The sequence below is a fragment of the Haloglycomyces albus DSM 45210 genome (assembly GCF_000527155.1).
In the GTDB taxonomy this organism is placed as follows: domain Bacteria; phylum Actinomycetota; class Actinomycetes; order Mycobacteriales; family Micromonosporaceae; genus Haloglycomyces; species Haloglycomyces albus.
Genome location: NZ_AZUQ01000001.1, coordinates 45,045 through 66,755, shown reverse-complemented (window position 1 = coordinate 66,755; position 21,711 = coordinate 45,045). Strand labels below are relative to the sequence as shown.

General features: G+C 60.3%; 19 protein-coding genes. 14 read left to right on the top strand and 5 right to left on the bottom strand.

The features are described from left to right. Nucleotides 1-32 precede the first annotated feature (32 nt). Entirely contained in the window at nucleotides 33-743 is a 711-nt protein-coding gene (gene deoD / locus HALAL_RS0100355; RefSeq protein ID WP_025272085.1) for a purine-nucleoside phosphorylase, read from the bottom strand. Between the two features lie 234 nt (nucleotides 744-977). On the opposite strand from deoD, the gene HALAL_RS0100350 reads away from it, so the two are divergent. The 12 genes from HALAL_RS0100350 (at nucleotide 978) to miaB (ending at nucleotide 15,977) form a co-directional block, all read left to right on the top strand. After that, complete coding sequence (locus HALAL_RS0100350; RefSeq protein ID WP_029767117.1) at nucleotides 978-2,054, top strand: BMP family lipoprotein; 1,077 nt, start codon at nucleotides 978-980, stop codon at nucleotides 2,052-2,054. Between the two features lie 378 nt (nucleotides 2,055-2,432). After that, nucleotides 2,433-3,635 carry an MFS transporter gene (locus HALAL_RS0100345; protein ID WP_025272083.1) on the top strand — a complete coding sequence of 401 codons (1,203 nt, stop codon included), beginning with the start codon at nucleotides 2,433-2,435 and terminating at the stop codon, nucleotides 3,633-3,635. A 188-nt stretch (nucleotides 3,636-3,823) separates the two neighbouring features. Continuing rightward, entirely contained in the window at nucleotides 3,824-4,930 is a 1,107-nt protein-coding gene (locus tag HALAL_RS0100340) for a BMP family lipoprotein (protein ID WP_029767115.1), read from the top strand. Nucleotides 4,931-5,162: 232 nt separating this feature from the next. Beyond that, entirely contained in the window at nucleotides 5,163-6,725 is a 1,563-nt protein-coding gene (locus tag HALAL_RS0100335) for an ABC transporter ATP-binding protein (RefSeq protein WP_025272081.1), read from the top strand. Next, nucleotides 6,715-8,010 (top strand): ABC transporter permease, encoded by a 1,296-nt coding sequence (locus HALAL_RS0100330; RefSeq protein ID WP_025272080.1) that lies wholly within the window; start codon nucleotides 6,715-6,717, stop codon nucleotides 8,008-8,010. The genes HALAL_RS0100335 and HALAL_RS0100330 overlap by 11 nt, the downstream gene beginning before the upstream one ends. Nucleotides 8,011-8,015: 5 nt before the next feature. Continuing rightward, on the top strand, nucleotides 8,016-9,317 hold the full coding sequence (locus HALAL_RS0100325; RefSeq protein ID WP_025272079.1) for an ABC transporter permease: 1,302 nt from the start codon (nucleotides 8,016-8,018) through the stop codon (nucleotides 9,315-9,317). Next, entirely contained in the window at nucleotides 9,318-9,716 is a 399-nt protein-coding gene (locus tag HALAL_RS0100320; RefSeq protein WP_025272078.1) for a cytidine deaminase, read from the top strand. Nucleotides 9,717-9,791: 75 nt separating this feature from the next. After that, nucleotides 9,792-11,066 carry a thymidine phosphorylase gene (locus HALAL_RS0100315; RefSeq protein ID WP_029767113.1) on the top strand — a complete coding sequence of 425 codons (1,275 nt, stop codon included), beginning with the start codon at nucleotides 9,792-9,794 and terminating at the stop codon, nucleotides 11,064-11,066. 245 nt (nucleotides 11,067-11,311) lie between these two features. Next, nucleotides 11,312-12,145 carry a hypothetical protein gene (locus HALAL_RS0100310; protein WP_156937537.1) on the top strand — a complete coding sequence of 278 codons (834 nt, stop codon included), beginning with the start codon at nucleotides 11,312-11,314 and terminating at the stop codon, nucleotides 12,143-12,145. 256 nt (nucleotides 12,146-12,401) lie between these two features. Then, nucleotides 12,402-13,196, top strand: a complete 795-nt coding sequence (locus HALAL_RS0100305; RefSeq protein WP_025272075.1) for a hypothetical protein — start codon at nucleotides 12,402-12,404, stop codon at nucleotides 13,194-13,196. A gap of 419 nt (nucleotides 13,197-13,615) precedes the next feature. Beyond that, the gene (locus tag HALAL_RS0100300; protein WP_025272074.1) at nucleotides 13,616-14,338 is read left to right on the top strand and encodes a hypothetical protein; all 723 of its coding nucleotides are present in this window, start codon (nucleotides 13,616-13,618) and stop codon (nucleotides 14,336-14,338) included. A 94-nt stretch (nucleotides 14,339-14,432) separates the two neighbouring features. After that, nucleotides 14,433-15,977, top strand: a complete 1,545-nt coding sequence (miaB, locus tag HALAL_RS0100295) for a tRNA (N6-isopentenyl adenosine(37)-C2)-methylthiotransferase MiaB (protein WP_051462614.1) — start codon at nucleotides 14,433-14,435, stop codon at nucleotides 15,975-15,977. Here miaB and HALAL_RS0100290 read toward each other — a convergent pair. The 4 genes from HALAL_RS0100290 to HALAL_RS0100275 are packed head-to-tail and all read right to left on the bottom strand — an operon-like array spanning nucleotide 15,938 to nucleotide 20,233. Beyond that, entirely contained in the window at nucleotides 15,938-16,633 is a 696-nt protein-coding gene (locus HALAL_RS0100290; RefSeq protein ID WP_025272072.1) for a cation efflux transmembrane domain-containing protein, read from the bottom strand. The two genes, miaB and HALAL_RS0100290, sit on opposite strands and share 40 nt — an antisense overlap. Continuing rightward, nucleotides 16,633-16,971, bottom strand: a complete 339-nt coding sequence (locus tag HALAL_RS0100285; protein WP_025272071.1) for an ArsR/SmtB family transcription factor — start codon at nucleotides 16,969-16,971, stop codon at nucleotides 16,633-16,635. Before HALAL_RS0100285 ends, HALAL_RS0100290 begins: the two co-directional genes overlap by 1 nt. Nucleotides 16,972-17,027: 56 nt before the next feature. Continuing rightward, entirely contained in the window at nucleotides 17,028-18,266 is a 1,239-nt protein-coding gene (locus HALAL_RS0100280) for a class I SAM-dependent RNA methyltransferase (protein ID WP_025272070.1), read from the bottom strand. Next, nucleotides 18,263-20,233: an APC family permease gene (locus tag HALAL_RS0100275; protein WP_025272069.1), complete on the bottom strand. Its 1,971-nt coding sequence runs from the start codon at nucleotides 20,231-20,233 to the stop codon at nucleotides 18,263-18,265. Before HALAL_RS0100275 ends, HALAL_RS0100280 begins: the two co-directional genes overlap by 4 nt. Before the next feature lie 78 nt (nucleotides 20,234-20,311). Here HALAL_RS0100275 and HALAL_RS0100270 point away from each other — a divergent pair, with 78 nt between their 5' ends. Both HALAL_RS0100270 and HALAL_RS0100265 read left to right on the top strand, forming a co-directional pair. After that, entirely contained in the window at nucleotides 20,312-20,986 is a 675-nt protein-coding gene (locus HALAL_RS0100270; RefSeq protein ID WP_035534263.1) for an NAD-binding protein, read from the top strand. After that, nucleotides 20,983-21,639, top strand: a complete 657-nt coding sequence (locus HALAL_RS0100265; RefSeq protein ID WP_025272067.1) for a potassium channel family protein — start codon at nucleotides 20,983-20,985, stop codon at nucleotides 21,637-21,639. The genes HALAL_RS0100270 and HALAL_RS0100265 overlap by 4 nt, the downstream gene beginning before the upstream one ends. Nucleotides 21,640-21,711 lie beyond the last annotated feature (72 nt).

Genomic DNA, 21,711 nt, shown 5'->3' with positions numbered 1-21,711 from the left:
GCCGAGCCGACGTCGTGGAATGAGGGAGCCGCTTACGACACTGCGGAGTCCAGAGCGATTTCCATCATCTCGGAGAACGACTCCTGACGCTCCTGAGCCGACAACGCCGTTCCCTGCAGAATGTGATCGGAAATGGTGCAGATGGCGAGCGCGCGAGCCTGGAACTTCGCCGCCAAGGTGTAAATGGCGGCGGCTTCCATTTCAATGGCGAGAATGCCGTAATCCGACAGGCGTTTTTCCACTTCCGGTGCGTCGGTGTAGAAGGTGTCGGAGCTGTACAGTTGGCCGACGCGGAGGTTGATGCCGCGGGCCTCCGCTGCCTGGTCGGCGGCTTTGAGGAGGCTGTAGTCGGCGACCGGGGCGAAGTCCACTACGTTTTCGAACCGGATGCGGTTCATGCTGGAATTGGTGGTGGCTCCGATGCCCGCGACGACGTCACGTAGTTCAATCGAGTTGTGGACGGCTCCGGCGGAGCCGACGCGAATGACGTTCTTAACCTCGTAGTAATCCAGCAGTTCGTGGGTGTAGATGGCAGCGGAGGGCTGGCCCATTCCCGTGCCCTGTACCGATACCCGTTGGCCCTTGTAGGTGCCGGTGTAGCCGAACATATTGCGTACTTCCGTGTAGCACCGGGCGTCCTCCAGGAATGTCTCGGCAATCCATTTGGCGCGCAGTGGATCACCTGGGAGAAGGACGGTGTCGGCAATATCGCCTTTGGCGGCGGAAATATGTGGTGTTGACATGTCTACAGCATGACATATTCATCCCATGAATTTTTCAGCGGTGAGACGGGTCTGTTCGCGTCTCTTGTGTCGAAAACGAATCGTGTGGTCGTTTTGATGCGCTGACATTCGCAAATGGACGGATCCGTGCGCGTGGCAGCGGTCATACGCTCGGATTAAGGTCACAGGCAAAGGGGATAACGATTCCACAACACATAGTGCCAAACCGCCCATCATGGGATGATTATTGATCTCATGGAGTCAAGGAACCAACCACTAGTGAAGGCCGTCACCGTAGCGTCTGTGGGAATGCTGACCCTCAGCGCTTGTGGCGGCAACGGCGATGGCGCCGGAGGCGATCAAGCCGAGAATGAATATCAAGCCTGCATGGTCACCGACTCGGGTGATGTCGACGACCGTTCGTTCAATGAGGCGGCGTGGGACGGGTTCCTTCAATCATCGTACGGAAACTCGAGCATCCACGTCGACTACCTGGTATCGGAGACGCATGACGATTTCTTGCCGAATCTGGAGCAGTCGATCGCCAACGACTGCGACATCATCTTCGGCATCGGTGGCCTGATCGTCGAAGACCTGGCCGAATTCGCCGCCGAGCATCCCGAGCAGGATTTTGCCATCGTGGACGGCAATATCGACCTCGACAATGTCTACTCGATCGAATTCGACCCCTCCGAATCGTCCTTCCTCACCGGATACGCCGCCGCTGCCACGAGCGAGACGGGAACGGTGGCCACATGGGGCGGTATGCCGATCGGGCCGGTGACGATCTTCATGGACGGATACGTCCAAGGAGTCGAGTACTACAACGAGGTCAAAAACGAGTCCGTGGACGTTCTCGGGTGGGATCCCGACGCCCAGGAAGGGACCTTCATCGACAGCTTCGAAGATGTCGAGTCCGGGCGAGAGGTAACGGAGAACTTCGTCGAGGAAGGGGCCGACGTCGTTCACTCGGTCGCCGGTACCGCCGGCATGGGGACGATCGAAGTCGCCAAAGAGACCGGCGACGTCAAAGTCGTCTGGGTGGACCGCGACGGATGTATCGCCTTGGAAGACGCCTGCGACCGCATTCTGACCTCGTCGGTCAAGAACATCTCCGCGGCCGTGACGAAGGCGATCGACCGTTCCTACGCCGGAGGCGGAACCGACGGTTCCTATCTGGGAGACCTGTCCAATGAAGGCGTGGCGATGTCGGAGTTCCACACCTTCGACACTCAAGTCCCGGACGATCTGACCATCGAACTCGACAAGATTCAGTCCCAGATCATCACGGGGTCGCTGACGATCGACAGCCCCGCCCGTCCGGAGCAGTAGTCCTTCGCCGGCGCGTCGACCCCGGTGGGATGCGAGATACCTAACGATCTGGAGGGAATTCTTGCGTCCCACCTGCCCGTCGGCGCACAATGTGAAGCAACGACAAATTCATCCCATGAATCGTTCTCGAGCGATGACATGGGCAGTTGACGTGGTGAAGGCACCACCAGGGCCTCGTTCGGTGCGAACCGGCGAGGTCGGTCGGGACAACGACGGAAACACCGTGGCCCGCCCTGCACTCTCACACGTCAGACCGCCTGACCGAGTGGTGGACCGGTACGGCACGTGATGTGAAGCGAATCGACGGACCTTCAAGGCCCGCTCTCTCCACAGACGCGGGCCGCACACGTACCGACACCCATCTGGAAAGGCACTCCCGTGACAACCACCGCCACCACGACGACCCCCGCCGTATCGACGGGCCAAAAGCAGGATTCCTGGCTGGCCGTCATCTCCGTAGCCATGGGCGTTTTCACCTTGGTGACCTCCGAGATCCTGCCCGTAGGACTACTGACCCCGATCGCCGACGGGTTGTCCGTCGCCGAAGGCACGGCCGGACTGATGGTCGCCACCCCCGGACTCATGGCAGCCGTGTCCGCCCCCATCCTCACCGTCGCCACCGCCAAAGCCGACCGGCGCAAGGTACTCATGGTGCTGAGCTTGCTGGTGGTCATCGCCAATGTCGTCTCGGCGATCTCCGAATCGTTCACCACCGTTCTGGCCGCTCGTGTCCTCGTCGGTATCGCGACCGGCGGATTCTGGTCGATCGCGGGGGGAATCGCCCTGCGTATCGCGCCGCACGGCAAGGTAAGCAAAGCCGTGGCCCTGGTTTACGGCGGTGGAGGAGCCGCGACGGTGGCCGGAGTTCCCCTGGTGACCATCGTGGGCGACGCCGTCAGCTGGCGGGCCTCGTTTCTGGTCGTGGCCGGATTGGCGGCCCTGACGTTCGTATTCCTGTTGATCTTCGTGCCGGCGCTTCCGTCCCAGGGAAGCGTGCGGGTCGGCCAGCTGACCGACCTCCTCCGCTCGAATCGTGGCGTGCAGGTGGGCGCGATGCTGACGGTCCTGTTCGTGGCCGGCCATTTCACCGCCTACACCTACGTCCGACCCGTTCTACAGAGCGGCGGAATCAGCGCTGCCGAGATCAGCCTCCTATTGGTGGTATTCGGCATCGCCGGTCTGACGGGTAACGCCTTGGCCGCAGTACTGCTGGAAAAGCATCTGACCGGTACGCTGATCGGCATCGCCGCTCTCATGGGGGCGGCGACGGCCGGAATGGCGGTGGTCCCGCTGAGTCTGGTGAGTGCCGCGCTTCTCATGCTGATGTGGGGTCTGGCCTTTGGACTTCTCGCCCCCAGCGTGCAAAGCTGGTATCTGCGAGCCGCTCCCGACGCGGCCGAGCTGTCGACCGCGATCAACACCTTCTTCTTCAACCTCTCGATCGCCGTCGCCTCGTTCGTGGGCGGCCTACTGGTCGACGAAATCGCCGTCACCGCAGTGCTCTGGGCAGGATCGGCCCTGGCCGTAACCGCGGCGGCAGCGGCTTGGTTCGGGTCGGCACGTGTCGCCGTCGCAGACTGAGACCCAAGGCAAATCGCATTGATCATTGCAATATTGTGGAATAAGGCACCCGTTACACTGACACTCGGTGCCGCCTTATGCACCTGGCGCCTATACCACCGTGTTTTGGTCAAGCTCACAGGTTGATTCAATAACGATTTGGCTACAACAGGTGTCATTAAGCCGATCATAGGATGATTATTAAAGGCATGGGAGCTACGAAAACCAGCTTGAAAACCATACTCGCAGGCAGCGCAGCCGCGAGTATCGCCCTACTATCTGCCTGCGGTGAAGCGCCGGATGAAAACGGCTCCAAGAGCTCAGGCAATACCTATGGAGACTCGGAGGCGAGCTTTAAGGCTTGTATGGTCACCGACTCCGGCGGTATCGACGATCGTTCGTTCAACGAATCAGGTTGGAACGGCTTTAAAGAAGCCGTCGACAACAACGACGACATCGTCGCCACCTACCGCCAGTCCGATTCCTCCGCCGACTTCGAGCCGAACCTGCGCGGTGCCACCAATGACGAGTGCGACATCGTGATCGGTGTCGGAGGTCTCATGACCGACCAGGTCACCGAGGTCGCCGAAGCCAACCCCGACCAGCGTTACGGCATCGTGGACGCACATGTGGACGCCGACAACGTCTTCTCCATGGAATTCAACGCGGCTCAGTCGTCGTTCCTGGCCGGCTATGCGGCGGCCGGTACCAGCGAGACGGAAACCGTTGCCACCTGGGGCGGCGTCAAGATTCCGCCGGTAACCATCTTCATGGACGGCTTCGTGGAAGGCGTCGAGCAGTACAATGCCGACAACGACGCCGACGTCGACGTCCTGGGCTGGGACCCTGAGGATCAGGAAGGCTCCTTCACCGGTGACTTCGAAGACACCGGAGCCGGTAAGTCGCTGACCGAGAACTTCATCGCTCAGGGCGCCGACGTGATTCACCCCGTGGCCGGACCGGTTGGACTGGGCGGCGCCGCCGCCATTCAGGAGTCCGACGGCGTCACCATGGTCTGGGTCGACTCCGACGGATATGAAAGCCTGCCCGAGGAAAACCAGGAATACCTGCTTACCTCCTCGATGAAGAACATCGCCCCGGCCGTTGAAGTGGCCATTCAGAACGCCTACGACGAAGGGGACATGGGCGGACGTTACGTCGGCACCCTGGAGAACGAAGGCGTGTCGCTGGCTCCGTTCCACGACTTTGACGACGACGTGTCGGATGAGTTGAAGGAAGAGATCGAGGCGCTGAAGCAACAGATCATCGACGGTGACATCACCGTGGAATCCCCGGCCGCTCCGGCCGAGGGCTAATTGAATCTGCATAAATGATTGATGTGGAGGGCGGTACTGCCGCCCTCCACATTGCCCCGTGAGGCGGGCGGTCGACTGGCCGTTGACCGGACTATCCGGTCAACGGAAGGTAATGGAGCTTCGAGAGAAGCACTGATACGTGTGGATTGTTCCCAACACCGAACAGCGGTGCCGGGATCAGTAATGCGGGCCGAGCAGCGGGAAGCAAGACCAACGGTTTCAAGGAAAAACATTGCGACTTGAATTGAAAGGGCTGACAAAGAAGTTCGGCTCGTTTACCGCAGACGACGATATCGACCTCGTCGTCGAGCCGGGACAGATTCACGCCGTTCTGGGGGAGAACGGCGCGGGTAAGTCCACGCTCATGAATATGCTGTACGGGATTCTGGAACCGACCAGCGGTGAGATCCTGATCGACGATTCTCCGGTTTCGTTCTCCACCCCGGGGGACGCGATCGACTCCGGGATCGGAATGGTGCACCAGCACTTCAAATTGGTTGGTCCGTTCAGCGTTGCCGACAACGTGCAGTTGGGGCGCGAGCACTCCCACGCGGGGGTCCTCGACCGCAAACAGGCCCGTCAGGCGGTCCTGGAGGTCTCCGAGCGTTATGGACTCAAGCTCGACCCCGACGCGGTGGTCGCCGACCTTCCGGTCGGAGTGCAGCAGCGCGTCGAGATCGTCAAAGCTCTGTCCGGCCATACCGAACTGTTGATCTTGGACGAACCGACGGCGGTCCTCACTCCGGCGGAGGTGACCGAACTGCTCGACATCATGCGAGGCCTCGCCGAGTCGGGCATGTCGATCATCTTCATCAGCCACAAACTCAAAGAGGTCAAGGCCGTAGCCGACACCATCACCGTGATCCGACGCGGCAAGGTGGTCGCCGAAGCGTCGCCCGAGGACACCGAAACGGAGCTGGCCTCGGCCATGGTCGGCCGTTCCGTCTCGCTCAAAGTCGACAAGACTCCCGCAGAACCGGGAGAAGTGGCACTGGAACTCGAAGATCTGACCGTGATCGACGACCGTGGCATCGCCGCACTGGACGGTTTGAACCTGAACGTGCGTGCCGGTGAAATCGTCGGACTGGCCGGGGTGGAAGGAAACGGTCAGACCGAATTGGCCCGGTCTGTTCTGGGAACGGTCAAGTCCGATTCCGGTTCCATCCATCTGAACGGCGACGATGTTACTCGCTGGAGCCCGGTGCAGAGAATCGATTCGGGCCTGGGCTACATTCCCGAAGACCGCGCACGGGACGGTCTGGTCTCCGACTTCACCGTTGCGGAGAACATCGCGCTGAACCAGTACCGCAATTCCCCACTCTCGCATTTGGGAGTGGTCAACTTCAAAGCGATGCACGAACTCGCCGAGAATTCGATCGAAGAGTTCGACATCCGTACGCAAGGTTCCGACGAACGCGTGTCGTCGCTGTCGGGCGGTAATCAGCAAAAGGTCATCATCGCTCGCGAACTGTCGCGACCACGGCGCGTTTTGGTCGCAGCGCAACCCACGCGAGGTGTGGACGTCGGCGCGATCGAATTCATTCACCAGCGTCTGGTGCAAGAGCGCGACAACGACACCGCCATTCTGCTGATTTCCGCCGAGCTGGACGAGATTCTTTCGCTCGCCGACCGGGTGGCCGTCATCTACGACGGCAAGATCGTGGGCGAGGTCAGCCCCGATACGCCACGGCAGGAAATCGGCCAACTCATGATCGGTGCCCGGCCCGACAGCACGGTCACCGACGAATCCACTGCATCCGACGACGACACACAAGGAGGTGACCGTGAGCAATAACGTCGAGTCCCCTGACACCCAGCCCGCAGAGAACGGCGGATCCGAAACGGACGGTTCCCCGAAGCGGCCAACGTTCGGTCAGACCTTCTTCCGGTACCTCACCGAAGCCAACGGCGTCATGGTGACGGTTTACTCGCTGCTGCTGGCCTTCTTTATCGGAGCCATTCTGATCATCGTCTCCGATCCGACCGTTCGCGGTACCTGGAGCTACTTCTTCACCCAGCCCAGCGACGCGTTGACCGCCTCCTGGAGCGCGGTGGCCTCCGCCTATACCGACCTGTTCAAAGGTTCGGTCATCGACTTCGCCGACCTGGGAGCCTTCCTGCGAGGTGAACAGGACCTTTCTCAGGTCGTGTATCCCATGTCGGAAACCCTGACCTATGCCACGCCGTTGATCTTCACCGGCCTGGCCGTCGGGTTGGCATTCAAGGCGGGCCTGTTCAACATCGGTGCGCAGGGGCAGTTCGTCATCGGTATGCTGTCCGCTCTCGTGGTCGGATTCGCCCTGAACCTGCCGTTGATTCTGCACCTCCCTCTGGCACTTCTCGCCGGAGCGTTGGCGGGTGGTCTCCTTGGCGCGGTTCCCGGTTACCTTAAGGCCAAAACCGGGGCCCACGAGGTGATCTCGTCGATCATGCTCAACAACATCGTGGGTTTCTTCCTGGTGTGGGCGATCGGAACTCCGCTGATCCACTCGCTGACGTCGTCCCAGCTGGTCTCCAAGTCCGCCGACGAGTCGGCACGACTGCCGCAGCTGTTGAGCTGGCTCGGGCCGCAACTGCGTGTCAGCGCCGGTATCCTGCTCGGTCTGGTCGTCGCGGCGGTGATGTGGTGGCTGCTGGAGAAATCCACCTTCGGATACCGCATTCGCGCGGTCGGCTCCAACTCGCACGCGTCGGAAACGGCCGGTATGAACGTGGGACGCACGTTCACGACCACTATGGGCGTTGGCGGTCTCCTCGCGGGGTTGGGCGGTGCCGTCCTGGTTCTCGGACTGGACCCCTACCGTATTGACCCGGGAACCGCCGTGGAATACGGCTTCGACGGCATTACCGTCGCCCTACTCGGGCGGGCACACCCCGGCGGAATCGTGGCGGCGGCCCTGCTGTTCGGCGCGCTCAAATCCGGCACCCTCTACATGCAGCCGGCCGTGCCGACTGAAATGTCCACGCTGCTGCAAGCCATCATCGTGCTGTTCATCGCGGCACCCGCCCTCGTCAAGACCCTGCTGCATCTGCGGACACCCGCAGGCGGACTCACCACTCTCGAAGCGAGAGGTTGGTAGGAATCATGACTGTAATAGACAATCCAACTCCGACCGAAACGCCCGAAGCCGTTCACAACGGCAAAGGGCGCCACCCGAAGGCCGGAATCGCGTTCACCGTCGTGGCCCTGCTGTTCGGTCTCTCCGGATTCTTCGTCATCGATCCGAACCGGACGACGACCTTTGAGCTGGATCAAACGACATTGTCGACCGGTACGGTCAACACGATGCACATCGTGCTGACCGCTGCGGGAGTGGCATTCCTCTTCGGGATACTGTTCCTCATCGGTCTGCCGTCGAAGCTGTACAAACTCGCGGTGGTCGGAGGTCTTCTCGCCCTTGTCGTAGGAGCACTGTCGTGGGTGGTGACTCCGGCCGTAGAATTCCCCATCGAATTCGTCCTGCTCAACACCCTGTTCTTGGCGTTGCCGTTCATTTTCGGCGCCCTATCGGGTGTCGTTAGCGAGCGTTCTGGTGTCATCAACATCGGCATTGAGGGGCAGTTCCTCATGGGGGCCTTCTCGGCCGCTCTGGTCGCGTCCATTACCGGCAATCCCTATGCGGGAATGATCGCCGCCGTGGTCAGCGGTATGCTCTCCACGCTTCTGCTTGCCTGGCTCGCTACGCGATTCCAGGTCAACCAGGTGGTCACCGGGGTTATTCTGAACCTTCTGGCCTTGGGATTGACCGGCTTCCTGTACGAGCGCCTGATGCGCGGCGACGCCTCGTTGAACCGAGCGACCACCGTTCCGCGGATCGGTGAGTCCCTGGAGAACATGGGTCTCGGCTTCCTCACCGACATACCGGTCGTCGGGCCGATGCTGTTCAATCAGAGCATCTTCGTCTACCTCGCACTGTTCGCCGTGGTGGCACTGTGGTTCCTGCTGTTCCGTACCAGGTGGGGTCTGCGGACCCGCTCGGTCGGTGAACACCCGGCGGCCGCCGACAGTGTCGGAATCAAGGTCAACAGCATGCGGTTCTGGAACGTCACCGTCGCCGGGGCGCTCTCGGGCTTTGGTGGGGCCTTCTTCACCATCGCCAACAACGTCGCGTTCAACAAGAACATGACGGCCGGTCTCGGTTTTGTCGCCCTGGCGGTCATGATCGTGGGACGGTGGAACCCGATGGGCGTGTTGGCCGGTGCTCTCGTCTTCGGTTTCTCCAAGGCGGTCGAGGAATACCTTAACTCGATGCAGGACAACCCGATTCCCACCGAATTCCTGGCGATGCTGCCGTACGCGGTGACTTTGGTCGTGGTGGCCGGGGTGATCGGTAAGGCAGTGCCACCGGCGTCCAACGGGGTTCCCTATACACCGGGAGACAAATAAATGCGGGTGAACTGGAACGAACTACGGGACGAGGCCCGAAGTGCCATGCGTCGGGCCTACGTCCCCTATTCCAACTATCCGGTCGGGGCGGCCGGGCTGGTCGACGACGGCCGAATCGTTGTCGGGTGCAATGTGGAGAATGCCTCGTACGGACTCACGCTGTGCGCCGAGTGCGGTGTGGTGTCACAATTGGTCGCCAGTGGGGGCGGTCGCCTCGTCGCACTGTCGTGCGTCGATCAGAACGGTGACCCCCTGACTCCGTGTGGACGGTGCCGCCAGCTGCTTTTCGAGCACGGCGGAGGCGATTGCCTGGTGGACAACACGCATCCGGATGAACCACAGACGGTGTCGGAGCTTCTCCCCGGAGCGTTCGGGCCACAGCACCTGTCCTCGGATTGAGCTCGATGTGGGGCCGTGTAGCGGTCCCACACGCCGAGACGATTCTTTTTAGGCATTAGATAAGGGGCGGACATCGTGATTACCGCTATCGACGTCATTCAAACCAAGCGGGACGGCGGCGAACTGTCGACCGCACAAATCAACTGGATCATCGAAAACTATACCTCCGGGATTGTGGCCGACGAGCAAATGTCCGCTCTGGCCATGGCGATCTTCCTGAATGGAGCCAATCCACGGGAGATCGCCGACTGGACCGCGGCCATGATCGCCTCGGGCATCCGCATGGATCTCTCCGGGGTAGGGCGCGCGACCACGGATAAGCACTCCACGGGCGGGGTCGGTGATAAGATCACTCTTCCCTTGGCCCCCTTGGTGGCCAGCTACGGAGTAGCCGTCCCTCAGCTGTCGGGTCGGGGGCTCGGCCACACCGGCGGCACACTGGACAAGCTGGAATCGATCCCTGGATTCCAGGTCGGGTACACCGAGAAGGAAGTGGCCGCTCAACTGCGTGACCTCGGGGCCGTCATCTGCGCCGCCTCCAAGGACCTCGCTCCCGCCGATCGTAAGCTGTACGCCTTGCGCGACATCACCGGGACGGTCGAGTCGATTCCGCTGATCGCCTCGTCCATCATGAGCAAAAAGATCGCCGAAGGTACCGATTCCCTGGTACTCGACGTCAAGGTGGGTTCGGGCGCGTTCATGAAGGATTTCGACCAGGCGAAGACTTTGGCCGAAACCATGGTGCGCTTGGGAAGCGATCACGACGTGGCCACCACTGCGCTTTTGACGGATATGGGCACGCCTCTGGGGCGTGCGGTCGGCAATGCCCTCGAAGTTCGTGAGTCGATCGAGGTTCTGTCCGGTGGCGGACCGTCCGACGTGGTGGAGTTGACGGTGGAGTTGGCCCGCGAGATGCTGGCCGCTGCCGGGATTCCCGATGCCGATCCCGCTGAGGCTCTGCGTGACGGCCGAGCCATGGATACGTGGCGCGCGATGGTCGCGGCACAGGGCGGTGACAATGACGCCGTGCTTCCGGCCGCCCGACACAGCCACGAGATCAAGGCCGAACGCGACGGTTTCGTCAGCCGCATGGACGCCTATGCGGTTGGTATGGCCGGATGGCGCCTAGGAGCCGGACGTAGCCGTCCGGGGGAGGACGTACAGGCCGGTGCCGGTGTGGAGATCCTGAAAACCGTCGGCGACCGGGTTTCGGCGGGAGACGTCGTATATCGTTTGCACACCGACACTCCTGAGCGGATGGATCCTGCGATCGACAGTATTGCGGGACAGTGGGACGTGTCTGATGTGGCTCCGCAGGAACGCACGATGATCTTGGATCGGGTTCGATAGGTCCTATCGCCGCGGAGTTCACTGTAGTGTGTGAGTGCCTCGGAAGCGAAGAGGTGTATTCGTCTTTGCTTCCGGGGCATATTTCGTATCCGGGTATGGGGTCTTTCCGGTGGCGCATATTGGATCGGTCATTATAGTACAGGTGTTCACACAGGAGTGTTCGACATTGTCAGTGTGAGGGTCCGGCACTTCGTAGTGAATACAGCTTTGATTATGTCAATTGCACAGATGAAAAAGGTGTGACCGTGAGTTATCAGCAACCCCAAGGGCCTCAACAGGGGATGCCGAACCAGCATCAGATGCCGGGGCAGTACCCGGCACCTCCCCAACAGTACAATGTCCCGCCACAGCCACCGTCGTCGTCAAAGAAGTCGCTGTGGATTACGCTTGGTGCCGTCGGTGCTGTCGTCGCTCTAGTGGCCGTCGGTTTTGTGATCAAAGGCTGGGCCGCATCGTTGGTCGACGTCGATAAGACCGATTTTGACACGGAAAACTCGGATACCTTGGCCGCGGGCGAGGAGGACTTCATTGGTGACTATGGTGCGGGTGACTGTATTCCGTCCGCACCCGTCAACGGAACGGCCGAGTTCGATGAGGCCCTTCCCTGCGACGACGATACGGCCTTCTATGAGATTACGGATAATGTCGGAGTCAAGGGTGAGGGTTATGACGCCTCCACTGAGGCGAGCGGGATGGAAGCCATCGTCGACGTCTGCGGTTCCCAATATGGCGTTTTCAACCCAGGTGAAGGCTGGTACGAAGGCTATTACGTATACGACCAACTGTCCAACGACATCGAACGAATCCTTTGTTTGCGTGCTATAGACAAGCCGGACGCCGACGGTTACGTTCCCACATTCCCCGGTGAAGGCGACTGTTTCGACAGTACTAAGTGGCGTTACACTCTCGGATGCGATTCCGACCTGGCCGACATGCGTGTCGATGCCTTCGTTGACCTGCCATCGCCGGCGGCCACGGAGGAGGCGGCCGCTGAATCTGCCGGGTGTGAAGGCATCTATTACCCGCTTGCTCCGCAGAATGACGAGATTACTCAGGTCATGTGCGTATCAGAACTGTAGCTTGTTTTTCACCGGGAGCTGATTTATTGGTCGGCCCCGGCGGCATGCCCCCGACGTGAAGAGTGGTGATTGTCTTTCGTTCCGGGGCATATTTCATATCCGGGTATGGGGTCTTTCCGGTAGCACGTATTGGATCGGTCATTATAGTACAGGTGTTCACACAGGAGTGTTCGATGTCGTCAACGTGGCGATGCGGACCTTCTTGAGGAGCATGCCCTCGTATTCAACATATGCCCTATTGAGAAAAGGTGCGATTGTGGCCGACCAGCCCCAGAAACCCCATGAACCCCAGCAGCCCACTGAGGATTCGTCTGACGAACAGGTGTCCGGAGAGTCGAATCCGGGTCATCAGCAGCCCCTTGAAGCGAACGATACCGCCCCCGCCAAAAAGAAGATGGGCGCTAAGCTCGCCGGGATCGGTGGAGCCGTCGCACTGGCAATCGTCGTCATTCTAGCCAAGGGCTGGATCGCTTCACTGTTCAATTCCGGAGAGGACAGTGTCATCGACGGTTACAGTGCCGGTGATTGCATTCCCGCCGCTCCTGTGGAAGGGGATCGGGAATTTGAGGAAGCGATCCCTTGCGATGACGACAACGCCTTTTATGAGGTCACGTCGAACGTTGATGTGGAAGGTCAAGGATATGACGCTTCCGTCGATGAAACCGGTGTAGAAGTCGTCGCTGACGTATGCGGCGAAGAGTACGGCAAATTCAATGCGGGTCGGACGTGGCTCGATGGAACGTACGCCTACGACCAGGAGACGAACGAAGTTGAAATCGTCCTCTGTCTACAAGCGATTGACAAGGCCGATGCGGACGGCTACGTTCCCGCGGTTCCCGGTGAAGGTGATTGTTTTGACAGCAATAAATGGCGTTTTACCGTCGACTGCGAATCGGATCTGGCGGATATGCGGGTCGACACGTTCAGCGATCTACCCGACCCGATGACCAGTGAAGAGGAAGCGGCCGAATACGCTGAATGCACGGGTCTGTATCACGCACTCGCACGCGGATCCGAGATCATTCAAGTCATGTGTATTACCGAGCTCTAACGCGACTCTAGACGCTTCGCTACGCCCGCCTGTCGGATCGAAATCCGAGAGGCGGGCGTTTTTAGTAGCAATGTACGGGCGTTCGTGGCCTGGCAGGTCGTCAATGTCATTAAAGTGAGAATTACTCGATACTGGAATTCGGCGATATGTAATTATAGACGTGTGTTCACCGGAGCGGATTCCAGCAGGATCGAACGTGACAGCCATTGTTCGCGTTGGTGTTCCATGGCGAATAGTTCCGTTTAGTATGATACATACAATATAGAAATTGCTAAATCATGAATCGTAAGACCCCCGACCGGCCGCCGTCATATTTGTCTAATGAGGATGCTCCAGCGGCTAGGCGATCGGCATCGGTGCGCGTGGCTCCCTCCTGCGGCCAGACGTCACTCCAGGCGCCTAGGAATCGGATACGCAGGGTGCTGTGGACGGTCGCCGGGATTCTGGGCGGTACGGCGGCAATAGTCGCGGTGCTGGCACTTATTTCCATCGGCTTGTCCGTTGCCGTGAAAAATCCCAATGATCCATACGAGGCCAATACGGACGTCTCCGCTCTGGGAGCCGAGGAGGATCTGAATATTCACAGGTATGAGATCGGTGACTGTATCCCGTTTGGGCCGGTTTGGAATGGAGCGAAATTTGAACCGTCCATCCCGTGCGATGGCGATGATGCCTTCTACCGCTTGGAGGACAAGGTAGACCTCAAAGGGTCCGGCTATCACGACACGTCCGAGCAGGAAATCGTCGCTGCAGCTGAAGAGGCGTGCGGTGCCGAATACGATCGCTATGTACCCGGTGAAGCCTGGCGTGACAGTTTTTTGATCAGTGGGGCCGAGACCGGTGAGATCGAGACGGTTCTGTGTCTTCGCGCTCTCGATAAACCGGATGCGGACGGATTTACTCCAATTTATCCGGATGCGGGCGATTGCATCGAGCGCGACATGGATATGTGGGGCTATTCGGTATCATGTGAATCGGAGGCCGCATATGCACAGGTTGATCGATTCATACAGCTTCCTGAGGTGATAGATCGTTTTGACGAGTTGCTCGATGACTACACCGATTCATGCGAAGACGCCCACTTTTCTCTCCCCGTGCATGGAGACGACATCGAACAAGTGATGTGCATAACGGAAATGTAGACGGACTCCGTCTGGCGTGATGTGCCCGCCTGTTCGATGCCCAACCGGTGGATGTGAACGCAGATCCACAACGCCGACGGCTTTTGCATGTAATATGGCGCGCGTTTATCCTGGACGGGTGACCACGCAGGAGATAGCTACAAAGACCTACGAAGTGCGCACCCTTGGGTGCCAGATGAACGTCCACGATTCCGAACGGATCGGCGGCCTTCTTGAAGAAGCCGGTTACGTCCCGGCCGCGGAAGGAGCCGATTCCCCGGACGTAGTGGTGTTCAATACCTGCGCGGTGCGGGAAAACGCCGATAACCGTCTGTACGGCAACCTGGGGCAGCTGCGCCCGAAGAAGCAGGCCAATCCCGACATGCAAATCGCCGTCGGCGGTTGCCTGGCCCAGAAGGACCGGGGCGAAATCGTGAAACGGGCCCCCTGGGTCGACGCGGTGTTCGGCACGCACAACATCGGGTCCCTCCCCACCCTCTTGGAACGCGCCCGCCACAACCAGGCCGCCGAGGTGGAGATCCTTGAGGCGCTGGAGACGTTCCCGTCGACGCTGCCCACCAAGCGTGAATCGACGTACTCCGGATGGGTGTCGATTTCGGTCGGCTGCAACAACACCTGCACCTTCTGTATCGTTCCCAGCTTGCGCGGGAAGGAGAAGGACCGTCGCCCGGGCGAGATTCTGGCCGAAGTTCAGGCACTGGCCGATGAAGGCGTTTCCGAGGTCACGCTCCTAGGCCAGAACGTCAACACCTACGGCGTCGAATTCGGCGACAAGTACGCCTTCGGGAAACTCCTCCGGTCCTGCGGCGAGATCGAAGGGTTGGACCGCGTACGATTCACCAGTCCACACCCGCGTAACTTCACCGACGACGTGATCGCGGCGATGGCCGAAACGCCGAACGTATGCCATTCCCTGCACATGCCGCTCCAGTCCGGTTCCGACAAGGTCTTGAAGGACATGCGTCGCTCCTACCGAAGCTCGAAGTTCCTCAACATTCTGGATAAAGTGCGTGAAGCGATGCCTGACGCCGCTATCACCACCGATATCATCGTCGGATTCCCCGGAGAGACCGAAGAGGACTTTCAGGAAACCCTGAACGTAGTTGAGAAAGCTCGTTTTTCCAGCGCCTTTACCTTCCAATACTCGATTCGTCCCGGCACTCCGGCCGGGGAGATGGACGACCAGATCCCCAAGCACGTCGTGCAGGAACGCTACGAACGTCTCGTTGCTTTGCAGGAACGGATCTCGTGGGAGGAGAACCAGAAGCTGGAAGGCACCGAAGTCGAAGTTCTGGTGACCGTGGGCGACGGACGAAAGGACGCGAAGAACGGACGCATGTCCGGGCGCGCTCGCGACGGACGCCTGGTGCACTTCAAGGTCACGCAGACGGGAGAGGCGATCACCGATAATGCGGAGGGCATACGTCCCGGGGACGTCGTTTGGACGACCGTTACGTACGGCGCTCCGCACCATCTGGTGGCCGACAGCGGGGTCAACGATGTGCGCCGCACTTCAGCGGGTGATTCGTGGGAGGCCGGCCGGAAACCGAAGCTGTCGGGGGTCAGCCTCGGTATGCCGACCATCGGCCGTAAACCCACTCAGCAGCAAGAGCAGGGTTCTTCCTGCTGCTCGTCGTGATCTTCGACCTGTGACAGGGGCGACGGCGTCGCACAGCAGCCGTCGCCCTTCCACGTCTCTCGGGCCTCTTTGAGAGCCAGTCCCGCGATCGCCAGAGCCGCCAGAGGATCGGCCCACCACCAGCCCAGTACCGAGTTGGCGAGTAGACCCACCAAAACGATCGCCGACAGGTAGGAGCACAGGAGAGTTTGGCGGGAATCCGCTACCGCGCTGGCCGAACCCAACCGTTGACCGGCCCGCCGTTGCGTCAACGCCAAGACCGGCATGATCACCAGCGACAAGGCCGCCAATACGATACCGACGGTGGAGTGGTCGGGTTCGTTCCCCGACCATAGAACCCGTGTCGAATCGATGACCAGGTAGGCCGCCAAAGCCACGAATGCGAAGGTGATCAGGCGCAGAGCGGTGCGTTCCCGAGCTTCCCTCCGTTCGGGGGTGGAGGCGGAGAACTGCCAGGCGACCGCCGCGGCGGAGCTGACTTCGACGAGCGAGTCGATTCCGAAACCGATGAGAGCGGTGGATGAGGCGATGGCACCGGCGCTAATGGCCACGATCGCCTCGATGAGGTTGTACGAGATGGTCATCCCGACACAGAGGCGCACGATTCTCGTCAGTTTCCGACGGCGCGGAGATTCCATTGTATCGAGATGTGTCATTAGCAGCAATCCAGCTCGTTGGTTGTCGCGCAGGCTTCGGGGTCGATGCTCAAGCTGAGGTTGACGAGATTGTTGAGCCCACGCGTCAAACGCGGATCGGCAAGTTCGTATCGGGTGCGACGCCCCTCCGGGGTGCTGGTGACCAGTCCACAGCCTTTGAGGCACGCCAGGTGGTTGGAAAGACGCTGTCGGGAAATGTCGAGATGTTCGGCCAGTTCAGAGGGGTAGGACGGTTCCTCGAGGAGGGCCAGCAGTATCCGGGTGCGCGTGGAATCGGAGAGGACGTAGCCAAGTTTGGCCAGGGCGTTGCCCTTGGATTCGTTGTCGATCGTATCCATGATTCGATAGTACATGATGTTGTGAATTCACAAAACCATGTACTATCGAACGGTCATTATTCGGTCTTTTCGAATAGAGCGATCGTCTCGAAGTGCTGAGTCATCGGAAAAGCGTCGAAGGCGCGCATCCGGCTGAACTCCCAACCCAGGTCAACCAGCGTCCGGGCATCGCGTGCCAGTGCCGCCGCGTCACAGGCGACGTAGCAGATCGCCCGCGGTCCCGCTTGAGCAATACCTTCCATGACCTCGCGACCCGCGCCCGCGCGTGTGGGGTCGAGAACCACAAGATCGACGCTGCCCAGGGCCTCCACGGTGTCGCCAACGTCGCCGACGATCGCCCCGGCATTGGGGAAATCTTGGAGATTGGCGACGGTATGAGCCTGAGCGCTGTTCTCGACCGCGACGACCCGGCCGGTATCGCCTACCGCGTCCGCCAGTCCGGTCGCGTAGAGCCCGGCACCGGCATAGAGATCCCAGGCGGCTTCTCCCGCTTGCGGTTGCAGGAAGTCGAGGACGCAAGTGCGGAAGGTGTCGGCGGCGTGCGGGTGAACCTGCCAGAAACCGTCATAGTCGAGTTCGAACTCCTCGTCGCCGACCCGCTGGTGGACCCGCTTGGGTCCCTCCACCAATCGAGGCGCTGAGGTGCGACTCCGTTGCGTGAAGACGCTGAGCTCCTCCGCATCGGATTCGACGACGCCCACAGCGCCGATAAGGTTGTCGCGGCGCCCGTGCGCACGCCGTGCGTTCGCGCGGAACCATTTCTTATCCAGAATATCGGACTCGGCGATGGCGTCCGAAGCCAACAGGCACTCATCGATGTGGACGATGTTTTTCGACCGGTGCGAACGCAAACCCGGACGCCCGTCCTTGCCCACGGCATACTGCATGCGCGTCCGCCAATGCAGGGCCCCACCCGGAAGCTCCTCGACCGTCACCTGGGAACGGTCCTCCGCGGTGGCGAGCCGGTCAAGCAACTCCATGTCGAACTTACCCAGGCGCGTCAGCTGCTCAACCAGGACGCGCGACTTGAGGGTGCGCTGAGCCGCCGGATCGACATGCTGGAAATCGCAACCACCGCAGCGTCCCGGGCCGGCCCAACGACACGGCGGAGTCACGCGGTCGGCCGAGGCTTCGATGATTTCCACCGCATCGGCGAAGACGATGTTCTTCTTACGCTCCAATTCCTTGATGCGCACCTTTTCTCCAGGAAGAGCGTGGCGTATGAAGTACACATCGCCATCGACTCGGGCTATACAGTGCCCTCCGGCGGCAATGTCCTCTACGGTAATGATCAACGTCTTCTCCCTCGGATTTGTGAATCAAGTCGGTCCAGGTCACGGTTTTCACTGGAAGCCAGCTGCCACGGAACCGTGGTGACCATAACGCCCGGCTCATAGCGCAGCCGGGAACGAATGCGCTTAGCGGATTGATTGTGCAGGATGCGCTCATACCAATGACCCACGACGTATTCAGGTAGGTAAACGGTCACCACGTCGCGTGGCGCTTCACGTCGGATCTTCTTGACGTAATCGACAATCGGTCCGGTGATTTCCCGATACGGCGAATCGATCACTGTCATGGGCACCTTGATACGGCGACGTTCCCATTCGGCCACCAAATGGCGGGTCGCCACCGCGTCCACATTAACAGTCAACGCCGTCAAGGTATCGGGGCGCGTGGTTTGGGCATAGGTGAGCATGCGTAGCGCGGGACGATTGAGATTGGAAATCAGCACTACAGCGTGGTTACGAGCGGGTTTACGGCCTTTCCCGGTGGGAAGTGCGAGCTCCTCGGCGACCTCACCGTAATGGCGCGAGATAAACCACATGAGAGCCACATTGGCGGCGATGATCACCAACGCGATCCACGAACCACGCTGGAACTCCGCCAGCGTCACGATCGATAGGACGAGCGCGCAGACGGTGCACGCCAGCATGGCGACCGCACGCGCTCGCTTCGATCGACGGCGACGGTGCGGATCGCGCTCCACGGTGAGGAGGCGATTCCAGTGGCGGACCATGGCGGCATTGGTGAGCACGATGGACAGGAAGACTCCCACCACGTACAAGGCGATCAAACGGTAGGCCGACCCACCGAAGATCGTGGTGAGTGCGGCGGCGGTAACGGCGAGGAGAATGATGCCGTTCGAAAACACCATGCGATCACCGCGTTTGTGCAGTTGACGTGGCAGCAGTGAATCGGAGGCGAGAACCGACGCGAGCCGGGGAAACCCTACGAAGGCCGTATTGGCCGCCAAGATCAGCACCCCGCCAACGGCGAACATGGAGAGGTTGACCAGCCATTCACGATGACTGAACACCGATTCGGACAACTGTCCAATGAGGCTGGGTTGTACATAGCTCTCAGGGAGTCCGGCCAACTGCGAATGCGGATCGGACGACTGTTGCGCACCCACCAGAAAAGCCAGCACGACCAGGCCGATGAACAGTGCCACGGTAGCAATCCCCACAGTGGCCAATGCGATCGCGGCGTTTCGACCGCGTGGCGGCCGAAAGAACGACACTCGTGTAGTGAAGGTTTCGATGCCGGACACCGCCACCGAACCGGAGGCGAAGGCTCGTGCCGAGAGCAACAACAGCGCCGCCGACGACCATTCGGTGGCCTCCCCACGTGCGGTGTAACCCGCCGACGCCGGTTGCAACTGATCTCCCATGGCGATCCGCGTCAGTCCGACGACGATGATGGCGACGATGGCGATCAGGAACAGTATTGTGATCGGTGCGGCCAGTTTTCCGGACACCCGCCACCCGCGCAGGTTGAAGGCCATTAGTGCCACGATGATGACCACGCAGGCCACTTCCCGGTAATCGCGCAAGGCGGGCCAGATGACGGCGAAGTTCGTCACGGCCGCGGCCGTTGACACCGCCACGGTCAGCACATAGTCCAGTACCTGAGCGGCCGACGCCAAATAGCCCGCTCCGGGGCCGAAATTGGCGCTTACCACGCGATAATCGCCGCCACCGCCGGGATAGGCGCGCACGGTATAGCGATATGAGGCGATGACACTCAGCATCACCAACGCCACCGCCAGGCCGATCCATACGGTGAAGGCGTAGGCCGCCGACCCGGCGATCGCCAACACCAAGAAGATCTGCTCCGGCGCGTACGCGAGCGACGATATCGGATTGACCGCCAACAGCGGAATGGCGTAGCGCTTGGACAGCGTCAGGGAACTGTCCCTGTCGCTGGTGAACGGCATTCCGACAATAAGTCGTTTGAACATTGATAGGGAGCGGGCCACGACATGTAGGTTAACCGTTAATCTTGACGTGACAACACCGGATGGGCACTTTTTAGCACGGTTAATGGAGGACTTGACTTGCATGTGGTGATTTTGGGTTGTGGCCGGGTGGGGGCCGGTCTGGCCCGTAGTCTGGCCGACCGCGACCATAGTGTCGCCATCATTGACAAAGACCCGAGCGCTTTTCAAAGGCTGGGCCCTGACTTCGACCAAATCACAGTACGTGGCAACGGCTTCGATCGTGAAGTCCTGGCGAAGGCGGGCGTCGGGCGGGCAGACGCGTTTGTGGCCGTCTCATCCGGCGATAACTCGAATATCATCGCTACCCGCGTCGCACGGGAACATTTCGGCGTCGAAAACGTCGTTGCTCGCATTTACGACTCAAAACGGGCCCTGGTTTTCGAACGACTGGGAATCCCCACCATCGCGACCGTCCGTTGGACGGCCGACCGTCTCCTACGGCAATTGCTCCCCGAAGAACAGGGGCCGGTATGGCGCGACCCGTCCGCCACCCTGTCACTCGTCGAACTCTCCTTTCACGAAGACTGGATCGGACTGCCGATCGCCGATTTGGAAGCCGCCACCGGTCATCGCGTGTCGTATATACAACGCTTCGGCAAAGCCACGCTGCCTACACAGTCGATGATGCTGCAGGACGGAGACAAGGTGTTCCTTTTCGTGGGAGACTACGACGCGGCACATGTGGAAGCGATCGCCCAACAGTCACCGCGTACGAAAGGTGGGGAATCGTGAGAGTCGCCATTGCCGGAGCGGGAAACGTCGGACGGTCGATCGCCGCCGAACTGGTCGAGAACGGCCACCAAGTCCTGCTCGTGGAACAACGCCGGTCCATGCTGAAACCCGAACGCGTTCCCGAAGCCGAATGGATGTTGGCCGACGCCTGCGAATTGGAAAGCCTGCAACAGGCGGCCCTGGAAACCTGTGACGTCACCGTAGCGGCAACCGGAGACGACAAAGTCAACCTGGTGGTCAGCCTACTCGCCAAAACCGAGTTCGCCGTGCCACGTGTCGTGGCCCGGGTCAATCGAGCCGAGAACGAATGGCTGTTCAATCAAGAATGGGGCGTCGACGTGTCCGTCTCCAAACCACGCCTCTTGGCGGCGTTGGTCGAGGAGGCCGTCAGCGTCGGCGACTTGGTCCGCTTGATGACCTTCCGCCAATCCCAAGCGAACCTGGTGGAGTTCACCCTCGCTGCCAACAATCCCTTGGTCGGATCAACGGTGGATGACCTGCAGCTCCCGGGAGACGCGGCACTGGTCGCCATCCTCCGGGGAGCACGAGTCATCGCGCCGACCCCGGCCGACACCTTGGAAGCCAAAGACGAACTGGTTTTCGTCTGCAACGAAGAAGCGGAAGATACCATCCGCACGGTGTTGGGGAGGTGACCGCTCAGCTTGCCCCAGGCACTACATCTTTACGCTGTGGGGGATTCTCACGACCTGAAGGTCGCAACGAAT

Excerpts from the sequence above, each read along its gene's own strand:
- deoD (WP_025272085.1), bottom strand. The coding sequence starts at position 743 with ATGTCAACACCACATATTTCCGCCGCCAAAGGCGATATTGCCGACACC.
- HALAL_RS0100290 (WP_025272072.1), bottom strand. The coding sequence starts at position 16,633 with ATGACACATCTCGATACAATGGAATCTCCGCGCCGTCGGAAACTGACG.
- HALAL_RS0100325 (WP_025272079.1), top strand. The coding sequence starts at position 8,016 with ATGACTGTAATAGACAATCCAACTCCGACCGAAACGCCCGAAGCCGTT.
- HALAL_RS0100285 (WP_025272071.1), bottom strand. The coding sequence starts at position 16,971 with ATGGATACGATCGACAACGAATCCAAGGGCAACGCCCTGGCCAAACTT.
- HALAL_RS0100340 (WP_029767115.1), top strand. The coding sequence starts at position 3,824 with ATGGGAGCTACGAAAACCAGCTTGAAAACCATACTCGCAGGCAGCGCA.
- miaB (WP_051462614.1), top strand. The coding sequence starts at position 14,433 with ATGGCGCGCGTTTATCCTGGACGGGTGACCACGCAGGAGATAGCTACA.
- HALAL_RS0100350 (WP_029767117.1), top strand. The coding sequence starts at position 978 with ATGGAGTCAAGGAACCAACCACTAGTGAAGGCCGTCACCGTAGCGTCT.
- HALAL_RS0100320 (WP_025272078.1), top strand. The coding sequence starts at position 9,318 with ATGCGGGTGAACTGGAACGAACTACGGGACGAGGCCCGAAGTGCCATG.